Annotated in this window: 15 protein-coding genes; 2 read left to right on the forward strand and 13 right to left on the reverse strand. The window is 60.3% G+C overall.

What is annotated here, in order from left to right:
* The first annotated feature begins 114 nt into the window (after positions 1–114).
* Positions 115–2160 (forward strand): hypothetical protein, encoded by a 2046-nt coding sequence (locus C0398_03040; protein ID MBA4364968.1) that lies wholly within the window; start codon positions 115–117, stop codon positions 2158–2160.
* A gap of 88 nt (positions 2161–2248) precedes the next feature.
* Here the strand turns inward: C0398_03040 and C0398_03045 are convergent, their stop codons facing one another.
* Entirely contained in the window at positions 2249–2923 is a 675-nt protein-coding gene (locus C0398_03045; protein ID MBA4364969.1) for a TIGR00266 family protein, read from the reverse strand.
* A gap of 321 nt (positions 2924–3244) precedes the next feature.
* Here C0398_03045 and C0398_03050 point away from each other — a divergent pair, with 321 nt between their 5' ends.
* The gene (locus C0398_03050; GenBank protein ID MBA4364970.1) at positions 3245–3727 is read left to right on the forward strand and encodes a hypothetical protein; all 483 of its coding nucleotides are present in this window, start codon (positions 3245–3247) and stop codon (positions 3725–3727) included.
* A 103-nt stretch (positions 3728–3830) separates the two neighbouring features.
* On the opposite strand, the gene C0398_03055 is transcribed toward C0398_03050, so the two are convergent.
* The 12 genes from C0398_03055 to C0398_03110 all read right to left on the reverse strand — a co-directional run bounded on the left by C0398_03055 (position 3831) and on the right by C0398_03110 (position 16699).
* Positions 3831–4265 (reverse strand): hypothetical protein, encoded by a 435-nt coding sequence (locus C0398_03055; protein ID MBA4364971.1) that lies wholly within the window; start codon positions 4263–4265, stop codon positions 3831–3833.
* Between the two features lie 155 nt (positions 4266–4420).
* A complete protein-coding gene (locus C0398_03060) occupies positions 4421–4882 on the reverse strand; it encodes an osmotically inducible protein OsmC (GenBank protein MBA4364972.1) in 462 nt (153 codons plus the stop codon).
* Between the two features lie 84 nt (positions 4883–4966).
* Entirely contained in the window at positions 4967–6133 is a 1167-nt protein-coding gene (locus tag C0398_03065) for a hypothetical protein (GenBank protein MBA4364973.1), read from the reverse strand.
* A gap of 9 nt (positions 6134–6142) precedes the next feature.
* Positions 6143–6835 (reverse strand): DNA-binding response regulator, encoded by a 693-nt coding sequence (locus C0398_03070; protein ID MBA4364974.1) that lies wholly within the window; start codon positions 6833–6835, stop codon positions 6143–6145.
* Between the two features lie 256 nt (positions 6836–7091).
* Positions 7092–7802 carry a hypothetical protein gene (locus C0398_03075; protein MBA4364975.1) on the reverse strand — a complete coding sequence of 237 codons (711 nt, stop codon included), beginning with the start codon at positions 7800–7802 and terminating at the stop codon, positions 7092–7094.
* A 33-nt stretch (positions 7803–7835) separates the two neighbouring features.
* Positions 7836–11111 carry a hypothetical protein gene (locus C0398_03080; protein ID MBA4364976.1) on the reverse strand — a complete coding sequence of 1092 codons (3276 nt, stop codon included), beginning with the start codon at positions 11109–11111 and terminating at the stop codon, positions 7836–7838.
* Between the two features lie 270 nt (positions 11112–11381).
* Positions 11382–13637: an oxidoreductase gene (locus C0398_03085; GenBank protein ID MBA4364977.1), complete on the reverse strand. Its 2256-nt coding sequence runs from the start codon at positions 13635–13637 to the stop codon at positions 11382–11384.
* 19 nt (positions 13638–13656) lie between these two features.
* The gene (locus C0398_03090) at positions 13657–13890 is read right to left on the reverse strand and encodes a molybdopterin synthase sulfur carrier subunit (GenBank protein MBA4364978.1); all 234 of its coding nucleotides are present in this window, start codon (positions 13888–13890) and stop codon (positions 13657–13659) included.
* A complete protein-coding gene (locus C0398_03095) occupies positions 13880–14761 on the reverse strand; it encodes a hypothetical protein (protein ID MBA4364979.1) in 882 nt (293 codons plus the stop codon). The genes C0398_03090 and C0398_03095 overlap by 11 nt, the downstream gene beginning before the upstream one ends.
* Positions 14758–15597, reverse strand: coding sequence for a xanthine dehydrogenase (locus tag C0398_03100; protein ID MBA4364980.1), 840 nt, complete (start codon positions 15595–15597; stop codon positions 14758–14760). Before C0398_03100 ends, C0398_03095 begins: the two co-directional genes overlap by 4 nt.
* The gene (locus tag C0398_03105) at positions 15597–16229 is read right to left on the reverse strand and encodes a hypothetical protein (protein ID MBA4364981.1); all 633 of its coding nucleotides are present in this window, start codon (positions 16227–16229) and stop codon (positions 15597–15599) included. The genes C0398_03100 and C0398_03105 overlap by 1 nt, the downstream gene beginning before the upstream one ends.
* The gene (locus C0398_03110) at positions 16226–16699 is read right to left on the reverse strand and encodes a (2Fe-2S)-binding protein (protein MBA4364982.1); all 474 of its coding nucleotides are present in this window, start codon (positions 16697–16699) and stop codon (positions 16226–16228) included. Before C0398_03110 ends, C0398_03105 begins: the two co-directional genes overlap by 4 nt.
* Positions 16700–16741: the final 42 nt, after the last annotated feature.

Genomic DNA, 16741 nt, shown 5'->3' on the forward strand with positions numbered 1-16741 from the left:
CTTCCGGTTGACCAGGGAGCCGCTGGAGACTACAATAAGTGGCGACCTGACGGCTCAACAACTTCACTTGAGCCCATGAGTGGCCAATTGAGGTGACCTGATGGCACAGTACACGTGCACCGAGGCTACGGCATCCCCATGAAATGGATTCGATTGCAGGAACGACGCGTCCTGCCTCTTCGAGGCGTCGGCATGACTGGCAGGGCCACCGTCGCCATGATGACAGCCAACTTCAACGTCATTGAGACATTTGTCCTGCCTGGAACCGCGTACCGTCATGCACTTGCGGGAGCACGAACGCTGGCTGATGCCCGGCGCGCGCTGGAGAAGTACGACTTCACCGCAGACACGCCCGCCTTCGCCCGGCTGGTCGAATCGGCCGGCCCCGATATTGTGGAACGATGCTCACCGGTCGTGCCACGTTCGTGGGTCTGGTTCGACCCAGAGGCCTTCGCCACACCTCAGGTCTTCTACGGACTCACAGGGCTGCAAGACGGTATCCGGGAGTCATGGCTGCGACTTCTGGACATTCAGACCATCCGGAGAGCCCGCGACGCTGGCATGACGGAGGCCACGTACCTGTCGACGGCCTCCATGGCAGTCCTCGCACAACGCGCCGAGCTCCACCCCGGACTCTCGGGCCGCTCCTGGTCGCCCAATGCCAGCCTCGGCGAGCCGAATGCCATCGTGCAATGTACGCTGGGTACGGGTGACGGGGAAGCTGCTGCCTGGGAGTGGACCGTCAGGACGACCGGCGAGGTCATCCGGCGGCCAACCCCGTCGCCCGCTGACGAACGCCCTGTTATCCAGTCTGCACGTCTGGCAGCGCTCCTCGGTGACCGGATGGCCATGCCCTGCACCCTCGACTGGATCTGGGACGGCCAGGAACTGACGTTTCTGTCTGCCCTTCCTGCCCCCGCGCACGCCTCCGCACGAACATTCTCACGACGCGCGCTGGCTCGTCTGATACCACGTCCACTGGGCCCGATGGCCGCCGGTATCGTGGTCGAACTTCTCCACGATTTGTCGGAGGACGCTGGGGCACTGCTGCTCGGAGGACGGATGCCACCAATTCCACCGGATGTCGCGAGAGTCTTCGACGGTTCCGTCTACATCGACTCGACCTTCGCCCGCAACCTGCTCGACCGCACCGGGCTGCCGCGAGACGCGCTGGACGATTTGCCGCTGCAGCAGACAACTGCCAGAGCCAGATTATCCGCCACGTCCCTCTTCCGTCTTCCACGCGTATCGCGGGCGGCGGTGGCCGTTCGGCTTGCCGTGCCTCGCCTGGAGCAATGGATCAGCGACAACAGAACCCACCTCGCGGAACTGGACGGCGTCCAAGTCGAGGCCCTGACCGGCGACGACACGCTGGCCAACCTGCAGCAGCTGCTGACCTTCATGCGTCCTCTCGTTCTGGACCTCCTCCTGCTGCTGGTTTCGTCCTCGCTCCGGGCAGACGACCTGAAACGTGCGCTGGCACACCGCGGCATCCAGGAGTATCTCGACGAAGCACTGGAAGCAGCCAACGACACGGCCGGCCTGGACCCGTGGACGCACCTCGACCGCATCGCAGCCAGAGTCTCCGACGATACCGCACTCCTCGCTGCCGAAGCGATAGCGAAGGGGGATACCGAACAGGCCTTGCACGACCTGTGCTCAGACCTCACGGTCGAGCGTGACCTGGAAGCCTTCATGCGGGCGTTCGCCTTCTTCAGGACATCGATCGTCGATGTCGGATCTCCGACCCTGCAGGAACGCAGTGACCTGCTTCCTGTCGCCCTGCTGCGGGCACGCAAGACCGGGGCAGCGGCTCGTGTGGAAGCAGCCCGTGATCCGCTCGCCTGGCTGGACTCGCTTCCCGGTGGCAACAGCATCCTGCTCAGGAAGAAGTATCAGGCGATGATCCGGACATCCGCCGTCACAGAGAAGGCCTGGTTCTACGTCGCCAAGTCGCTGTCGCGTGCCCGGATGCTCCTCCTGCATGCAGGAGATCTTCTTGCCGAGCAAGGACGGCTGGACCGTTGCGACGACGTCCTGTTGCTCGAACGCGACGAACTGAAACAGGACGGGGATCTCAGGGTGATTGTGGCCGAACGCGCAGCCATCGTCCAGAGCAACATGGCATCGACTGCGCCAGAGGTCATCGTCGTCGAGTAGTTCTGCCAGGCAGTCAGCGCCCATGAACATCCTTCCATGCAAAAAGGCCGGCAATCCTGCCGGCCTTTTCCTCGTTCACGAGCAACGATCAGTCGCGTTTGAAGGGCAGCTTGGGGACCAGATAATTCACGAAAGCTCCGAAGTTGCGCGTCTGCATATAGATCGTGCCCGGTCCGGTGAGATCTACGACCAGACCCTCACCGGAGAACAGCGTCTGCTTCAGACCTCCGACCGTCCGGACGTGGTACCCCATCGTCGCGTCGAAGGCAACCATATGGCCAGTGTCCATGACCAGCTGCTCTCCTGGAGCAAGTGTGACCGCATGGATGGCACCGTAGCTGGACATGAAGAGCATGCCCACGCCGGTCGCTTTCAGCACAAATAACCCCTCCTTGGAAAAGAACGTCCGGGCTCCGCCCCACTTGGTATCGAGCTCGATTGACGGAGAAGACACAAGGAATGAGCCGGACTGGACGAACAGGCTCTCGCCCCTCATCTCACGGGCTGCGATGTCGCCCACCATGGTCGGGGCGAACGTCACGGCCCCAGGTCCATCCTGTGCCGTAAAGGTGTTCTGAAACAGGCTCTCACCCCCGACGGCGCGCTTCAGTGCGCCAAACAGGCCACCCTTCGCACCGGTTTCCATCTTGACATTCGGCGTCATGCTGACCATGGCATCCGATTCAGCGATGACAGACTCAGACGGGTCGAGCTGCAATTCGAGCAAGGAGTAGGACGGCTGATACATGATCTTGTATTGCATGAGTACCTCCTGTCAATTGGGCGCAGCTTCACTTGTACTGTCCCTACATGCAGGGTACCAAGCATGCATGGGTTGTCAACCGACGCACGGAACCCAGGAGGAACAGTGTGGCACAATCGCGAAGGAATCGAGCGCTCGACACCCTCCCCCGGCGGTCCGACGGGCCTGTCGTGTGCTGGATGCAGCGTGACATGCGCGTCTGAGACAACTGGACCTCGCTGGAGGCCGCGGACCAGGCCAGTTTCCCGTTGGCCGAACGCTTCCGTGCGAACTTGTTGCCGAGACTGCGCCTGACGCTACAATGCCTGTGGGGGTGATGTCATGCAACTGGAGCTGGTAGCGGTCACAAAGGACGAAGACCTGAATGTCATCATTGGACAGACGCACTTCATCAAGAGTGTCGAGGACATTTACGAGGCTGTGGTGAACGCCGTGCCCGGCGTGAAGTTCGGGCTGGCGTTCAACGAGGCGTCGGGAGTTTGCCTGGTGCGGTGCGCCGGGACGGACCAGCGCCTGATCGACCTCGCACGGGACAACGCCCTGGCCATCGGCGCGGGACACATCTTCGTCCTGTTGCTTGGCAATGCCTTCCCCGTCAATGTCCTGAACGCCATCAAGACCGTGCCGGAAGTCTGCAGCATCTTTGCTGCCACGGCGAACGCACTCAAGGTAATCGTCGCAGACGATGGAACCGGCCGAGGCATCCTGGGCGTCATCGACGGAGAGAAGCCAAAGGGCGTCGAGGGCGACGGCGACGCGGCAGACAGAAAGGCCTTGCTGCGGCGGTTCGGCTACAAGTTCTGAGGCAGTCTACTTCACCTGTGAGAATCGACTGATCTCCTCGTCGCAAACTGCCGTCGTACGGTCGGGATTGTCGGGAATACTGCGGTGTGGACGCGACGCCGTGCTAGAATCCGTGCGGTGTGAGGAGAACGATGAGCACGATCGTCCCGATCAGCCAGACTCCTGTCATCGTGGCTCCGATCACAAGAGCCTTGTGCGCCCGGCGCCGGTCGACGTCGGTTCCCCCGACGAGATCGAACATATCCTGGGCTTCGCGCGCGAACAGAACCGCGAGAAGACCGAGAACGATACCGGCCACCGGCACAAACAAGGACGCAAGGGCGAAGTGCCAAGCGAGCGTCGCCAGCTCAGATTGGCGCTGCATGAGACTACTCAGACGTATGTGCGTGGGGTCGAAGAATGTGTCGAGGGTATGATCCTGAGAGGTGTCTGCTGTCGCGGCTCTCGGCGCAGCAACATCCTTCTTGTGCGACCCGGCGACCGGCATCCCGACAGGAGTCTGATCCTCGTGTTTGTTCCTATGTCTTCTGGCTCCCATGTCCTTATCATATCAAATCATGGGCTTGAGTAAAGCAGCGCGTTCCATCATCTCAATTCAGCGTGAATAAGGAAGGGGTGTTGATCCGCAGGTGATGCAGGAATGGATTCCCGCCTTCGCGGGAATGACAGAGCGCGCGGGAGTGACGTAGGCGGTTAGACGACCTCGCCCGTCTCCTCGCCCGTGCCACGGATGATGTGATACCTGTGGACCAGGGCAACACTGGGAGCCAGTGTCCCGCCGACGGAGCAGTACTTCTTGGCGGACAGCCGGACCGCCTTGGCAACGTTCTCTGTAAGAACACTGTCACTGGTCAGGTAGTAGTCGACGCAGATGCGGGTGAACCGGTGGGGGTGCTCCTCCGCACGTTCGCCGGACAGCTCGACGCAGAATCCCGCGTATGATTCTTTCATCTTGGCAAGGATCGACACGATGTCCATCCCTGTGCATCCGCCAAGTGCCATCAGTAGCAGTTCCATAGGATTGGACCCCGCCCCGTGACCGCCACCCGATTCGGACGTGTCCAGAACGACCCAGTGATTGGAAGGACCGCGTGCCACAAATGTGAGTCCTTCCGTCTGATGAACTTCGGCGTGCAACATATTGTCTCCAGCCATGGACCATCCCCTGTCGACAAGTCGGCCGCCATGAGCCGCTGGTCTCAGTGTAGCCCTGCGGGCGGCAGCTGCAAGACGACTTGTTCAGGAAGCCAGCAGGGACTCGTGACGCACGATGACAGACCGCGGATAGGAGACGGTGACGCGTGTGCCGACACCTACCGTGCTCTTGATGTCGAGGTGACCACCTTCGATCTCTACGAGATCCTTGGCGATGGGAAGACCGAGGCCCAGGCCTCCACTCCTCCTGTTGCGCGAGCGGTCCCCCCTGAAGAAGCGCTCGAACACGTGCGCCAAGTCTTCTTTGGAAATCCCGGACCCGGTATCCTCGACGACGATGCAGACACTGTGTGACCCATCGACTGCGCTGGAGAGTGTCACGCAGTTTCCCGACGGCGTGGCAGTGATGGCGTTGCTCAGCAGATTGGCCACTGCCCTGTCGAGAAGCTGACGGTCGAGATGAACCTTCGCATGCGCCTCGAACTGGTGTGACAACAGGACTCCACGGGCCGCAGCGATCGGGGCAAATCTTCGCCAGATATACCCCAGCACTTCATCGACGTCGAAGTCTGACTCCTCCGGCTTGACGGCATTGTTGTCGATCTGGGCAAGCTGCCGCAATTCGTTGATCATGATCTCGAGATTGGCCGTCTCCTGGGAAATCGCCTCTGCCGCCGAATGCAGCTCCTGGGGGCTGGAGATCAGCCCGGCGTCGAGAGCTTCCATGTAGCCCTTGATGACCGTCACGGGCGTGCGAAGCTCGTGAGAAAGGTTGGAGAAGAGTTCCTGCTCCACCTCGTCACGGCACCTCAGTTCGTGCGCCATGTGATTGAGCGAGTCGGACAGCTCGGCAAACTCACGTAGTCCTTGATTGTTCGAGATCTGTGCATCGTAGTCACCATGACCGATGCGGTCGGCAAAGCCGGCGAATCCGGAGATAGGCTGAGAGAAGCGTCGCGTAAACCAGCTCGCCACGCCGAGCGCGATCAACATAACGGTGCATCCGCCGATCCACACGGAGACCCGCATCATGTCACGGAACTTGAGATACGTGGTGGTCAGGAGGTAGCTGTTCGGCTCGATGACCATGGACTTGATGCCGAAGGGCGACCCGTATCCGCCGGCAAGGAAGGTCTTGAATGCCCGTATGAAGAAGGCGTCCGCTGCGGTGATCGACAGCACCATGACCAGCACCAAAAGCGCCGCATAACTGAGGATCAGCCTGGTATAGAAGCTGGACGTCTTCTTCAACAGGTCACGTTACACCAGGATACGGTATCCGACTCCGTAGATGGATTCGATGTATGTCGGGTTTCCGGGGTCGTCCTGGATTTTCTTGCGGATATTCTTGATGTAGGCATCGATGGTACGGTCGAAGACTTCGTCATCGCTGCCGCCGTAGATTTCCTTGATGAGGCTGGAGCGCGAGACGGGTTCGCCGTTGGCCTTGACCAGCAGCGTAAACACCTCGAATTCCTTGGGGGTGAGCATGATGTCCTTGCCTGCCTTGACAACGCGGTGCTTGCCCGGATAGACGACGATATCCTTGAAGACAAGTTTCTCCACCGGCGCCGTATCGGCCAGACGCTCCCAGTCATACCGCCTGAGCGCCGCCTTGATGCGGGCCATGAGTTCGCGCGGGCTGAAGGGTTTGGTCACATAGTCATCGGCACCGATCTCCAAGCCTTCCAGCTTCTGGATCTCGTCACTCTTGGCTGTCACCATAATGATCGGCACCGTCGACTTCTTGCGGATTTCGCGGCAGACGTCCTCGCCGCTCAGTTCGGGCAGCATGAGGTCCAGGATCACAAGATCAGGTTTCTGCTCATCGAACAGGCGCAATGCCTCGCGCCCGGTCGCGGCCAGAACGGGTTCATACCCTTCCTTCTGCAGATAGAGCTTCTCGAGCGTACGGATGTTCTCTTCGTCTTCGACGACCAGTATCTTTCTCATGGCTGTATTCTACCCTCGATGGATGATTGTGTCATCGCCTTGTGTGAACAGACAGTGAACCGCAAGTCAGCATGAATAGCGCATGCAGTTCAATCACGCCAAGAAGTGGCATTCAACTGGATTCCCATTCCCAATTGTGAAGAACATGAAATCATACTACCATCCTGCTGCAGGTATGCAACACCGACAATATGGTTTCGCCCCGTCGATCTCTCCCGACGGGGCGAAACGGATGAACAGTATGCCAGAGGGGCTTTCAGTCGAGCTCGAAACTGACAGATACCGAGACCGACAGGACATTGGTGCCGGCTTCCACGGGGATGGACCCTGCACCGCTCCCACCAAGTCCTTCTGCACCAGAGTAGACTACAGAAGGCCCAGACCAGTCTGCCGCTATCGAAACGATGTCCCCCAGAGTATGGGTCGTGCCTTCCAGTGTTCCCAGGGCCTTCGCCCGCGCGTTCGCCACGGCATCCTTCATCAGTCCTGCCTTCAGCTCCTCACGATTGCTCATGTCGAAACTGATACTGTTGAAGATGTTCGCCCCGGCTTTCGACCCCGCGTCGATGACGGCCGAAACGAGATCCGGCTTGACGCGAACGGTCACGGTGTTGCTCACCCGCCACCCTGTCGGTTTCGACTGCCCACTTGAGTAGTCAAAGTTCTGGTTGACGTAGAAACTGCTCGTCTGGATGTCTTCGCTCTTGACGCCGGCCGCCTTCAGGGCAGCCAGGACGTCGTTCATCGTCGCCAGGTTGTCCTGTTGAGCCTTCTGCACTTCCGGAGCGTCCGTCTGGACACCAAGGTCCAGGTGGGCGGTATCTGGCACAAACGACTTCTGGGCCGTGCCGGTGGCAGCAACAACCCTGAGCTGGCGTGCGGGGCGTGCAACCCCGAGGACCAGTCCCGCCGCAGAAAGGACCACCGCGACGACCAGCAGACCAACAATCAGTCCCTCATGCTTCATGATGCACACCCCTCTGATGCATTGTTACTAGATTCAGGGCTTCGGGTACGTGATCTCTACGCCCTGCGTCGCTGCAATCCACGTCACCTGCGCGTTGAATGCCTCCGAGATGAACCGGATTGGAACCATCGTCGTCCCCTTGATGATGGTTGGCAGACCCTGGAGCACGATTTTCTTGCCATTCACCGAGGCGTAGTTGGACCCTATCTGGAGATAGATGGTCGTTGAGCCTAGCTGAAGCCGGACAATCTTGAACACGGGCTCCCATTCCACGGTCGCCCCGAACGCCTCTCCGATGAACCGGATAGGGACCATGACTGTCCCCTTCACGTTGATGGGGGCGGCCTGGAGCGTCTTTGTCGTGTCGTTGATCATTGCCGTCTTGTTGCCAACCTGAAGCCGGATCAGCGTACGCGCAACATACGTGACAGGGATGCCAGTTTTGGCAACGTTCCCGGCCGCATCTGTCGCGGTTATGTCGACAACGTTCAGCCCTTCCTTCTGGAACATGTACATGATGCTGAATGAACCGTCCGCTGCCACGTTCACCTGTGCGCCTGCGACCGTCACGGTCGCGCCGGCCTCGGTCTTGCCGGTGACAGCTACCTGCTGGGTCATGACCGTCGAGTAGATCTTCGGCGACGTCACGGTGAGCACGGGCGGCTTGGTATCAAGCGTCACGTTCAGACGCGTCTGACCGATGTTGCCTGCGACGTCAGTTGCAATAATCTGGATGGCATTTGCACCTTCACTGAGCCTGACACTGGCAGAGAAGTCACCTGAGGGCTGAACAGTCGCGGATATGCCATTCACAGTGACAGAACTGCCTGCTTCTGTGCGACCTGTCAGCGTGATGTCCTGAGTGCTGCCCGTGCTCCCTTCCGCTGGTGAGAGAATCGTGATCTGAGGCAACGCCGTCTTCACCTTGAGGCTGAGCGTATGCGCGTCCTCCTGGTTCGACGCGTTGTCTCGTGCGTAGTACGCAATGGTGATATTCCCGTCCGGAACCTGAATGGGCGAGGTGTACAGGTTCTCGCCACCGCTGTTGATCCGGTAGTAGACAGAGAACCCCGCGCTGGAACCGCTGGTAATGGCGATGCTGACGATGGGACGGCTCTTGTAGTATCCATTGAGTCCATCTGGATTCAGAGGCGTCACTGTCGCGGTCGTGTGAGCAAGAGCAACGATCTGATACGTCACGCTCGAAACGCTGCTGTTCTCCGACGTTGTATACGCCTGCAGCGCCACAGACTGAGGGGTCGACGGATTGCGAATTCCTGCGGCCTTGTCGAACACAACCTGCACCTGACCATTGGCGGCGACGTTGGCTGCAACGGTAACGTCGACACGCTGACCGACCACCTGTACTGCGTACGGTGTCAGCCCGTTGAGGCGCACGACGTCGCGGGAGATAGTGGCGGGCAAAGAGGTCCCGGTGGGGAAAACGATCGAGACCCTTCCCTGGTTGCCCGTGAGGTCACCAGCAGGACCAGTCGTGAAGGTGATGGTATACCCGGAGTTCAGGCCGGCTCCACTGGTCGTGAGGACCACTTGCGGCTGCGAGATGGCTGAGCTGGTTGTTATGAACGACACCTGAGACTGTGTCAGATCCGAGCTGGTTTTCACAGTCACGTTGACCGTGGCTCCTGTGGTGCCCGGGTTCCGGATGCCGAAGTCGCGCGTGAACACGAGTACGACAGAGGACTGCGCACCCACGGAAACTGGGACCGTGACAACGAGCGTGTCACTGTCTGGGCGGGAGACGTTCTGAGCATTGTTCCCGTTGACTGTGACGCGACTGGCAATCGGAGATGTCGGGAGCGACACGCCGGACGAGAAGTCCACCGTAATCGTGCCGACGCCGGCCTGCAGAGATCCTGTCGAAGAGGTGTTGAATGACAGACGGTACTCGGCGAGTGCCGACTGTGCACGCGGGTCGACCGCAAGCGTCAGCCCGGTAATCGCCGTACCGGTGATGACGTAGTCATTGGACTGCACGGGCGTGGAATCCTTGCTCGTAAATACGCTCACCTTGTACGTTCCCGGAGTAGCCGGGTTGGTGACGCCGAATGTCGTCTGGATCTGAAGTTGGACAAACGCGCTCGCGGGAATCGACATGGCGGGCGGCAGTGAGATCCGCAGGGTATTCATTGTCCGCGTCGTGTTCAACGAAGGCTGGCCGTTGACCAGGATGAGCGTCGGGTTGATGAACCCTGGATATCCGGTTCCAGTAGGGAACTGGACACTAATGCTGTCACCAGGAACGAGGCCGCCTGAGGCGCTCGTCGAGAAGAACAGTGTGTACGTCGCTGCGGTCGATGGAGTCAGCGGACTGACAGCAACGGTGACCGCACCGATCGTCGTTCCTGTTATTGTGACCTGGTTCGACGAAGCAGGAACCGTGTCTGACGACGTCGAAACGAGGACAGAATAGTTGCCTGCCGTCATGGTGTTTTGAAGGCCGTACGTCGACAGGATCTGGATGCTCACGAAGCCGGAGGCACTGATGCCGGTGGCCATTGCTGCGGGAACATACATGGTGAGTACAGAACCTGAGCCCGTCGCAGCCGTCAACGACACACTTGAGTATGCCCCGGACGAGATCTTGATGGATCCTGCCGGCATCGAGCCTGGAAGCGTCGTGCCAGCCGGGAATGTGGCTGTAATAGTCTGCCCGACGGCAAGAGCGCCGGTAGCACTGGTCGCGAAGCTCAGCGACCATGATGCGACCGCACCGGTTGTGGCCGGCGTCACAAATGCGGAGAGGCCGGTGATGCCTGTCGTACCGATACTGATTACGGTAGCCGCCGGACCGTCCGCGCTTGTAGACGCAGAGATCGAGTAGTTGCCAGCCACAGTCGGATTCTTGATGGCAGGACTCAGCTGGATGACGACCGAGATCGTCCCCGCAGGAATGGTTGTCGAGGACGACAACTGCATGTAGACACTAGTTCCAAAGATCGTGACGAAAGACGGGGTCACGGATCCATTGATGCTGACCAGTGTGGGAGACACCGATCCTGGGGTCATCACGAAGGAAGAAGCGAAATCTACCTGGACCCATCCGCCCAGGTTGATCACGTGCGCGCCAAGCAACTGGACAGTATATGATGCGTAGGAACCAGCGGTGTTGGGGCTGGCAGCGGCAATAATGCCGGACATAGCCGCGTCCGCACCAGCAACGCCTCCAAGCACCCCTAGGACAAGCGCCAAGACAAGTAAGAGTGACAACAATCTCTTCATCCGTACCTCCTCAAATCTTCTCAGTTCATCATGCGCGCGGCTTAGCCGCAGACCGTGAATCCTCATATGACCACGATGGACTTAAACCTCATTTGCCTCGTTGAGGTTCCTTCCCCTTGTCCGAACTTCAGTCTGAGCACACTACGGTATATTGCAACACTAATTTGTTCAACACCAGGACAGGCCGACACGCCATAGATGCTCTGCGCCACGACTATGGTCCTCTCGGCCCGTCTTCACACTTCATCGCTAGCCAGAGGTGCGAGACCTAGTCACATCAACCCTCTTGTTAGACGGCACTCCAGCCTGCAGGTTCCCGAGGCAGCTTCCACTGTTCTACAATTCTGGATGCAGCAACTGGTAGACGCGCTCGGGCGTCGCGGGCAGCTGACGCACCCAGACACCTGTGGCGTCGTGGATTGCCAGGGCGACAGCTGGAATGATGGGGACCATCACCACTTCGCCAATGCCTCGGACCCCAAGGGCACTGGTTCCCTCTGGATTCTCCAAGACAATGTATTCGTGCTCGGGAACATCCCGGACGGTCGGGATGATGTAGGTGGAGAAGTTCTTCGTGAGGACCTGCCCCTTGGCGATCAGCGTGTCCTCAAACAGAGCGAACCCCTCGCCCTGCGCAACACCGCCGTCGATCTGCCCCTCGACCTGCTGTGGGTTGACCGTGTGTCCTGTATCCAGTGCAGTCGCGACCCTGAGCAGGTGGGTTTCACCGGTCAACGTGTTGACTTCGACCAGCGCCGCCTGGGCGGCGAAGCTGTAGATCCAGTGTGGCAGCCCGGCAGCCCCGGGGATCTCCCTGTCGGCGGTCGGCCATACAAAGTAGCCCTCCCCGCGCAACGGCGATTCCTGGGAAAACTCCTGAGCCAGTTCCTCATAGGTCCGGAAACCAACCGGGGTCGTCATGCCGCCGTCCTTCGCTTCACAGATCGCATCCGCTCCCGTATGATACTTCGCATCGAGCGCGCCAGCCACCTTGGCACTGAAGTCATGGAACGCTGCGGCAATGGCGTTCGAGGCTGTGTATGTCGAGCGGGAAGCGGTGGCGGGCCCCGTGTCGACCGAACCTTCGGTCTGGCCGGCGACAATCCGCACACGCGATGGATGAACGTGCAGCAAGCCTGCTGCCATCTGTGTGAACCCGGTATGTGTGCCCTGGCCGTATTCCACGAGGCCGATGCGCAGCGTGAAGTTGCCGTCCCGGTCGAGATCGACGTACGCGCCGCCATAGTCAGGAATCCCAACCCCAAGGCCTGCTCCCTGCGGAGCCAGCGCCAGAGCGACCCCGCGCCGGAGCCATGGCTTGTCCGTCTTCTTGTACTCCTCGCGGTGCTGCCACAGGTCCGACTTCTCGATGCCGTCCAGGACCAGGCCCATCGAAACACCAGTGCGCAGGGTATGGCCAATAGGCGAAACCTCCCCCTGGTGCAAGACATTCTTCCGCCGTATCGTGACCGGATCCAGACCCAGCTTCTCCGCCGCCTCGTCCATGTTGGATTCCACAGCAAACAGGACCTGTGGCACGCCGAACCCGCGGAACGCGCCACAGACACCGTTGTTGGTGAACACGGCCCAGCCCTCGTGACGCGTGTTGGGGACGCGGTACAGGGACGAAGCATGTTCCAGCGCCAGGTTGAGGATGGGCCCGCCGAGCGACGAGTAGGCACCCTTGTCTTCGTAGCAGGTAACGTCGTTGGCCAGCATCGTACCGTCGCTCTTGAAACCGGTTTTCATGCGTATGATGAATGGATGGCGTTTCCAGCCCGACACCAGCGATTCCTCGCGCGAGAGGAAGACCTTGACGGGTTTGCCCGTCTTCATGGCCAGCAGGGCGATGCCACCCTGGATGGTCAGCTCGTCCTTGCTTCCGAAACCGCCACCCACGGGGTTGCTGTAGACCCGGATCATCCGGGGGTTCATCCCCAGGATACGGGCAAGCTGCAGCTGGTCCCGGAACGAATACTGAGAACCCGCATACATCGACAGCGAGCCGTCGGCTTCCGGTACGGCCACACCAGATTCGGTCTCCAGCGGCACATGGGCCTGACGTGGCGTCCGGTATTCGTGCTCGATGACCACGTCCGCTTCGCGGAGTCCCTGTTCTACGTCGCCCTTGGTGATGAGCGTGTGCAGGCAGACGTTGCCCTTGTCGTGGATCTTGGGAGCGTCGGGCTTCAGCGCCTCGATGGGGTCGTCGACGACGGGCAGCACTTCGTAGTCCACGTCGACCAGAGCCGCAGCCTGCTCGGCGATGCGTTCGGTCGTCGCAGCCACCAGCGCCACAGTATCTCCCATGTACCGCACCTTGTCGCTGCAGATGACCGGCATGTCGGGATTGACGATCCCGAACCCGTTGAACCCGGTCACATCTGCTGCGGTCAGCACCGTGACGACGCCGTCCAGCGCCATCGCCTTGCTGACATCGATGCTTTTGATGAGGGCATGCGGGTACTTGCTGCGCACAAACCACGCATACAGCATCCCCGGGAATGAGAGGTCGGACATGTACGCCGTGGTGCCGCACGCCTTGCCCTGTGCGTCGACCCTGTCGATCTGCTGGAAATGGATATCGTCCATCACATCGCTCCTTTCACGCTCAGCCACCACCGATAGGGGCCAAGAACACAAGCTCGTCGCCGTCCTGAAGGACGTACTCGTCGTACACGCGCTTGCCCTTCAGGATGAGGATGAGGTACGCCAGTTCAGGGCCCTTGATACCAAGCTGTCGCACGATCTCCCCGGCCGTCGTCCCTGCCGGGAGTTCCAGCTCGTATTCGGGCGTGTCGTGGTACTGCTTGTAGTCCTGAAAGAGCCTGATCTTAACGTTCATGCCAGCAGGAGGCAAGCGCTTCGTAGGCGGCCTCGGCAAGAAGCCCGACGACGGCTTCCTTGCGATAGACAGCAGTTGCTCTCAGGTCATCGATGGGTGCCACTTCCTTCCAGGCCATCTGGGCGGCACCGCGAATGGCGTCCCATGACAGGACGGGAGGGAGCTGACAGAACATCTGCTCAGTCTTGTGTGCCCGGACCACGGTCGGAGCGACCGAGCCGAAGGCAATGCGGTCCTCCACGATGCGCCGGTTGGCGCCGATCCTGAAGTATAAGGCCACGTTGGCAGTGGAGATTGTCATCGCCTGCCGTGCGCCCAGCTTGCCAAACCCGGTCAGTTCCGCTGGACCCGTCGCAGGGAAACGGAGCTCTGTCACGAGTTCTTCTGGGGCAAGCACGGACCGCCCCGGACCTGTGAAGAAGTCGATGATGGGAACGTCCCGGGTGCCCGTACGGCTCGCGATGCAAACGACCGCATCGAGGACGATGAGCGCCGGGATCGTGTCACCCGCAGGAGACGCGTTGGCTACGTTGCCACCAACCGTCCCCATGTTGCGAATCTGGGGACCGCCAACCCGTGAAGCCGCCAGGGCCAGCGCGCGGCCGTGCTGCCGCACGATGGAGGAAGTGCTGATGTCTGTATGGGTGGCCCCAGCCCCGACATGGACGACGCCTGACTCCTCACGCACGAAGCGGAGTTCTGCCACGTGGGAGAGGTCGACGAGAACGTCTTCCTTCACAAGTCCTTCCTTCAGATGCACCATCACGTCCGTGCCGCCGGACAGGAAGCGCTTGCGTGGTCCAAACTGTTCCGCCAGTTCCAGCGCTTCCTTCAGGTCGTGTGCTGCGTGGTACTCACATTCCTTGATCATGGTTTGCTCTCCAGGAGTCCTATGACGTTCGCCCTGTTCTTCATCGAATCGGCCAGGGTGCGGTCGTGACGCGTGGCCACGAGTTCAGCGCAGATGGCAAGTGCTATCTCCTCGGCAGTCTGCCCTCCGTGGTCGATGCCAACCGGGGCATACACGCGCGCAAGGTCTTCCCTGCCAATGCCGGCAGCCTCAAGGCGGCGGAAGACCTCAAGCGTCTTTGACCGGGAACCGATCATCCCGATGTAGCGGTTGTCCACCTTGCGCTCCAACAATGCCTTCAGCACTCGCTCGTCGCTCACGTGCTTGTCCGTGAGAATGACATGATACCCTTGCGGACCATAGGTGGTCGTCTGAACCAGTTCTACGAAATCGCCGGTCAGGAAGTGGTGTGCGTCGGGGATACGATCAGGCGTGGTGAACTCCGACCGATCGTCCAACACCGTCACTTCAAAACCAACGAGAGAGGCGAATGTCGCCAGCAAGCGCCCGACGTGCCCGGCACCATAGATATAGAGGAGCGGACGACTGCCCACGTACTCGATGTACAGCGTGGCCTGACCGCCACACAGCATGCCGAGGCTGTCCTTGCCATTCTGGCTCAGGTCGAAGGTGACGACGCGTGACTTTCCTTCGGCAATAGCGTCGCGAGCCTCTCCCAGAACGGTCAACTCCAGCTTGCCGCCACCTACGGTCCCATGCTGGGCGCCGTCGGGCAGGACGACCATCTTGAAGCTGGTGCGCCCCGGAGAGGAGCCCTGGGCGTCGATGACCGTGCAGATGGCGAACTCGCGGCCCTCCTGTTCGAGCTTCGCGACATATTGATAGATGGAATCCATCAGACCTCCTTGGTGGACGTTTCCGCAGACCTGAGATACTCGAGGACACGGTTATACTCGTCAGGAGTATCCATGTCCAGCAACATGCCATGGTCATCGACGGGGACCAGCTTCGTAGTGGACGCGTGCGCAGCCATGAACTGCCGCAACGTGGAGTGCTCCGACATTGCGAGCAGTTCCGGAACACGCCGCACACTGACTGCAACAGGATGACCCTGCCGTCCTCCGCACGATGGCACGGCTATGTCAGCCCGTCCCTCCGATACCGCATCTCTCACGGCAATTGCGGTTTCTGGCAGGATGAGGGGGATGTCCCCTGGGAAAACGAGGACGATGTCGGCACCCGTGACCCGCCGCAGCCCTGCCTGAACCGAGATAAACATACCTGGATCGTAGGGTACCCCCTCCACCACTTCAACTCGTCCCTCGGCGCCAAGAGCTCTTGCTCCCTGCTCCACGGCGGTTCTCGTCACCTGATCGTGCAGCCCGATGACCACAAACACTCGGTCACAGGCGGCGAGCGCAGTCGCAACAACGCGGCCGACAACCGTCCCCGAGCCAAGCGGCAAGGTCAGCTTGTTTGAACCCATCCTGTCGGCATGCCCAGCCGCCAGAACGACTGCTGCAGTCATGCGCGGCTCTGACTTGCCTTCTGCACCGCGGCAACGATCTTCTTGTAGCCCGTGCAACGGCAGAGATTCCCCTCCAAGGCAGTCTCTATCTCTGCTTCCGATGGATGCGGGTTCTCGATGAGCAGCGCCTCTGCGGACATGACCATCCCCGGTGTGCAGAAACCGCACTGGACAGCTCCCTCTTCGACGAACGCCTGCTCGAGCGCCGACGGCTTCCCGCCCTCCGCCAGCCCCTCGATCGTCGTGATGGTCGCTCCTTCTGCCTGCACCGCCAGCACGAGGCAGCTGGTGACCGACCGGCCGTTCATGATGACCGTACATGCACCACACTCGCCCTTGTTGCAGCCGATCTTGGTGCCGAGAAGCCCCAGGTCCTCCCGCAAAACTTCAGCGAGCGTCCTGCAGGTCTGTGTCGTGACATGATACTCCGTGCCGTTGACCTTCATGACAACACGTACCTCACTGGTCATTGTGACTACCCCCTGAACAGGCTCAATAATACTACCACCGGG

This window comes from Coprothermobacter sp., assembly GCA_013824685.1.
Classification (GTDB): Bacteria; Caldisericota; Caldisericia; order Cryosericales; family Cryosericaceae; genus Cryosericum.

What these genes read in the sequence shown, in the direction of transcription:
- C0398_03045 (MBA4364969.1), bottom strand. Translation starts at nt 2,923, where the DNA reads ATGCAATACAAGATCATGTATCAGCCGTCCTACTCCTTGCTCGAATTG.
- C0398_03050 (MBA4364970.1), top strand. Translation starts at nt 3,245, where the DNA reads ATGCAACTGGAGCTGGTAGCGGTCACAAAGGACGAAGACCTGAATGTC.
- C0398_03055 (MBA4364971.1), bottom strand. Translation starts at nt 4,265, where the DNA reads ATGGGAGCCAGAAGACATAGGAACAAACACGAGGATCAGACTCCTGTC.
- C0398_03060 (MBA4364972.1), bottom strand. Translation starts at nt 4,882, where the DNA reads ATGGCTGGAGACAATATGTTGCACGCCGAAGTTCATCAGACGGAAGGA.
- C0398_03070 (MBA4364974.1), bottom strand. Translation starts at nt 6,835, where the DNA reads ATGAGAAAGATACTGGTCGTCGAAGACGAAGAGAACATCCGTACGCTC.
- C0398_03075 (MBA4364975.1), bottom strand. Translation starts at nt 7,802, where the DNA reads ATGAAGCATGAGGGACTGATTGTTGGTCTGCTGGTCGTCGCGGTGGTC.
- C0398_03080 (MBA4364976.1), bottom strand. Translation starts at nt 11,111, where the DNA reads ATGAGGATTCACGGTCTGCGGCTAAGCCGCGCGCATGATGAACTGAGA.
- C0398_03085 (MBA4364977.1), bottom strand. Translation starts at nt 13,637, where the DNA reads ATGGACGATATCCATTTCCAGCAGATCGACAGGGTCGACGCACAGGGC.
- C0398_03090 (MBA4364978.1), bottom strand. Translation starts at nt 13,890, where the DNA reads ATGAACGTTAAGATCAGGCTCTTTCAGGACTACAAGCAGTACCACGAC.
- C0398_03095 (MBA4364979.1), bottom strand. Translation starts at nt 14,761, where the DNA reads ATGATCAAGGAATGTGAGTACCACGCAGCACACGACCTGAAGGAAGCG.
- C0398_03100 (MBA4364980.1), bottom strand. Translation starts at nt 15,597, where the DNA reads ATGGATTCCATCTATCAATATGTCGCGAAGCTCGAACAGGAGGGCCGC.
- C0398_03105 (MBA4364981.1), bottom strand. Translation starts at nt 16,229, where the DNA reads ATGACTGCAGCAGTCGTTCTGGCGGCTGGGCATGCCGACAGGATGGGT.
- C0398_03110 (MBA4364982.1), bottom strand. Translation starts at nt 16,699, where the DNA reads ATGACCAGTGAGGTACGTGTTGTCATGAAGGTCAACGGCACGGAGTAT.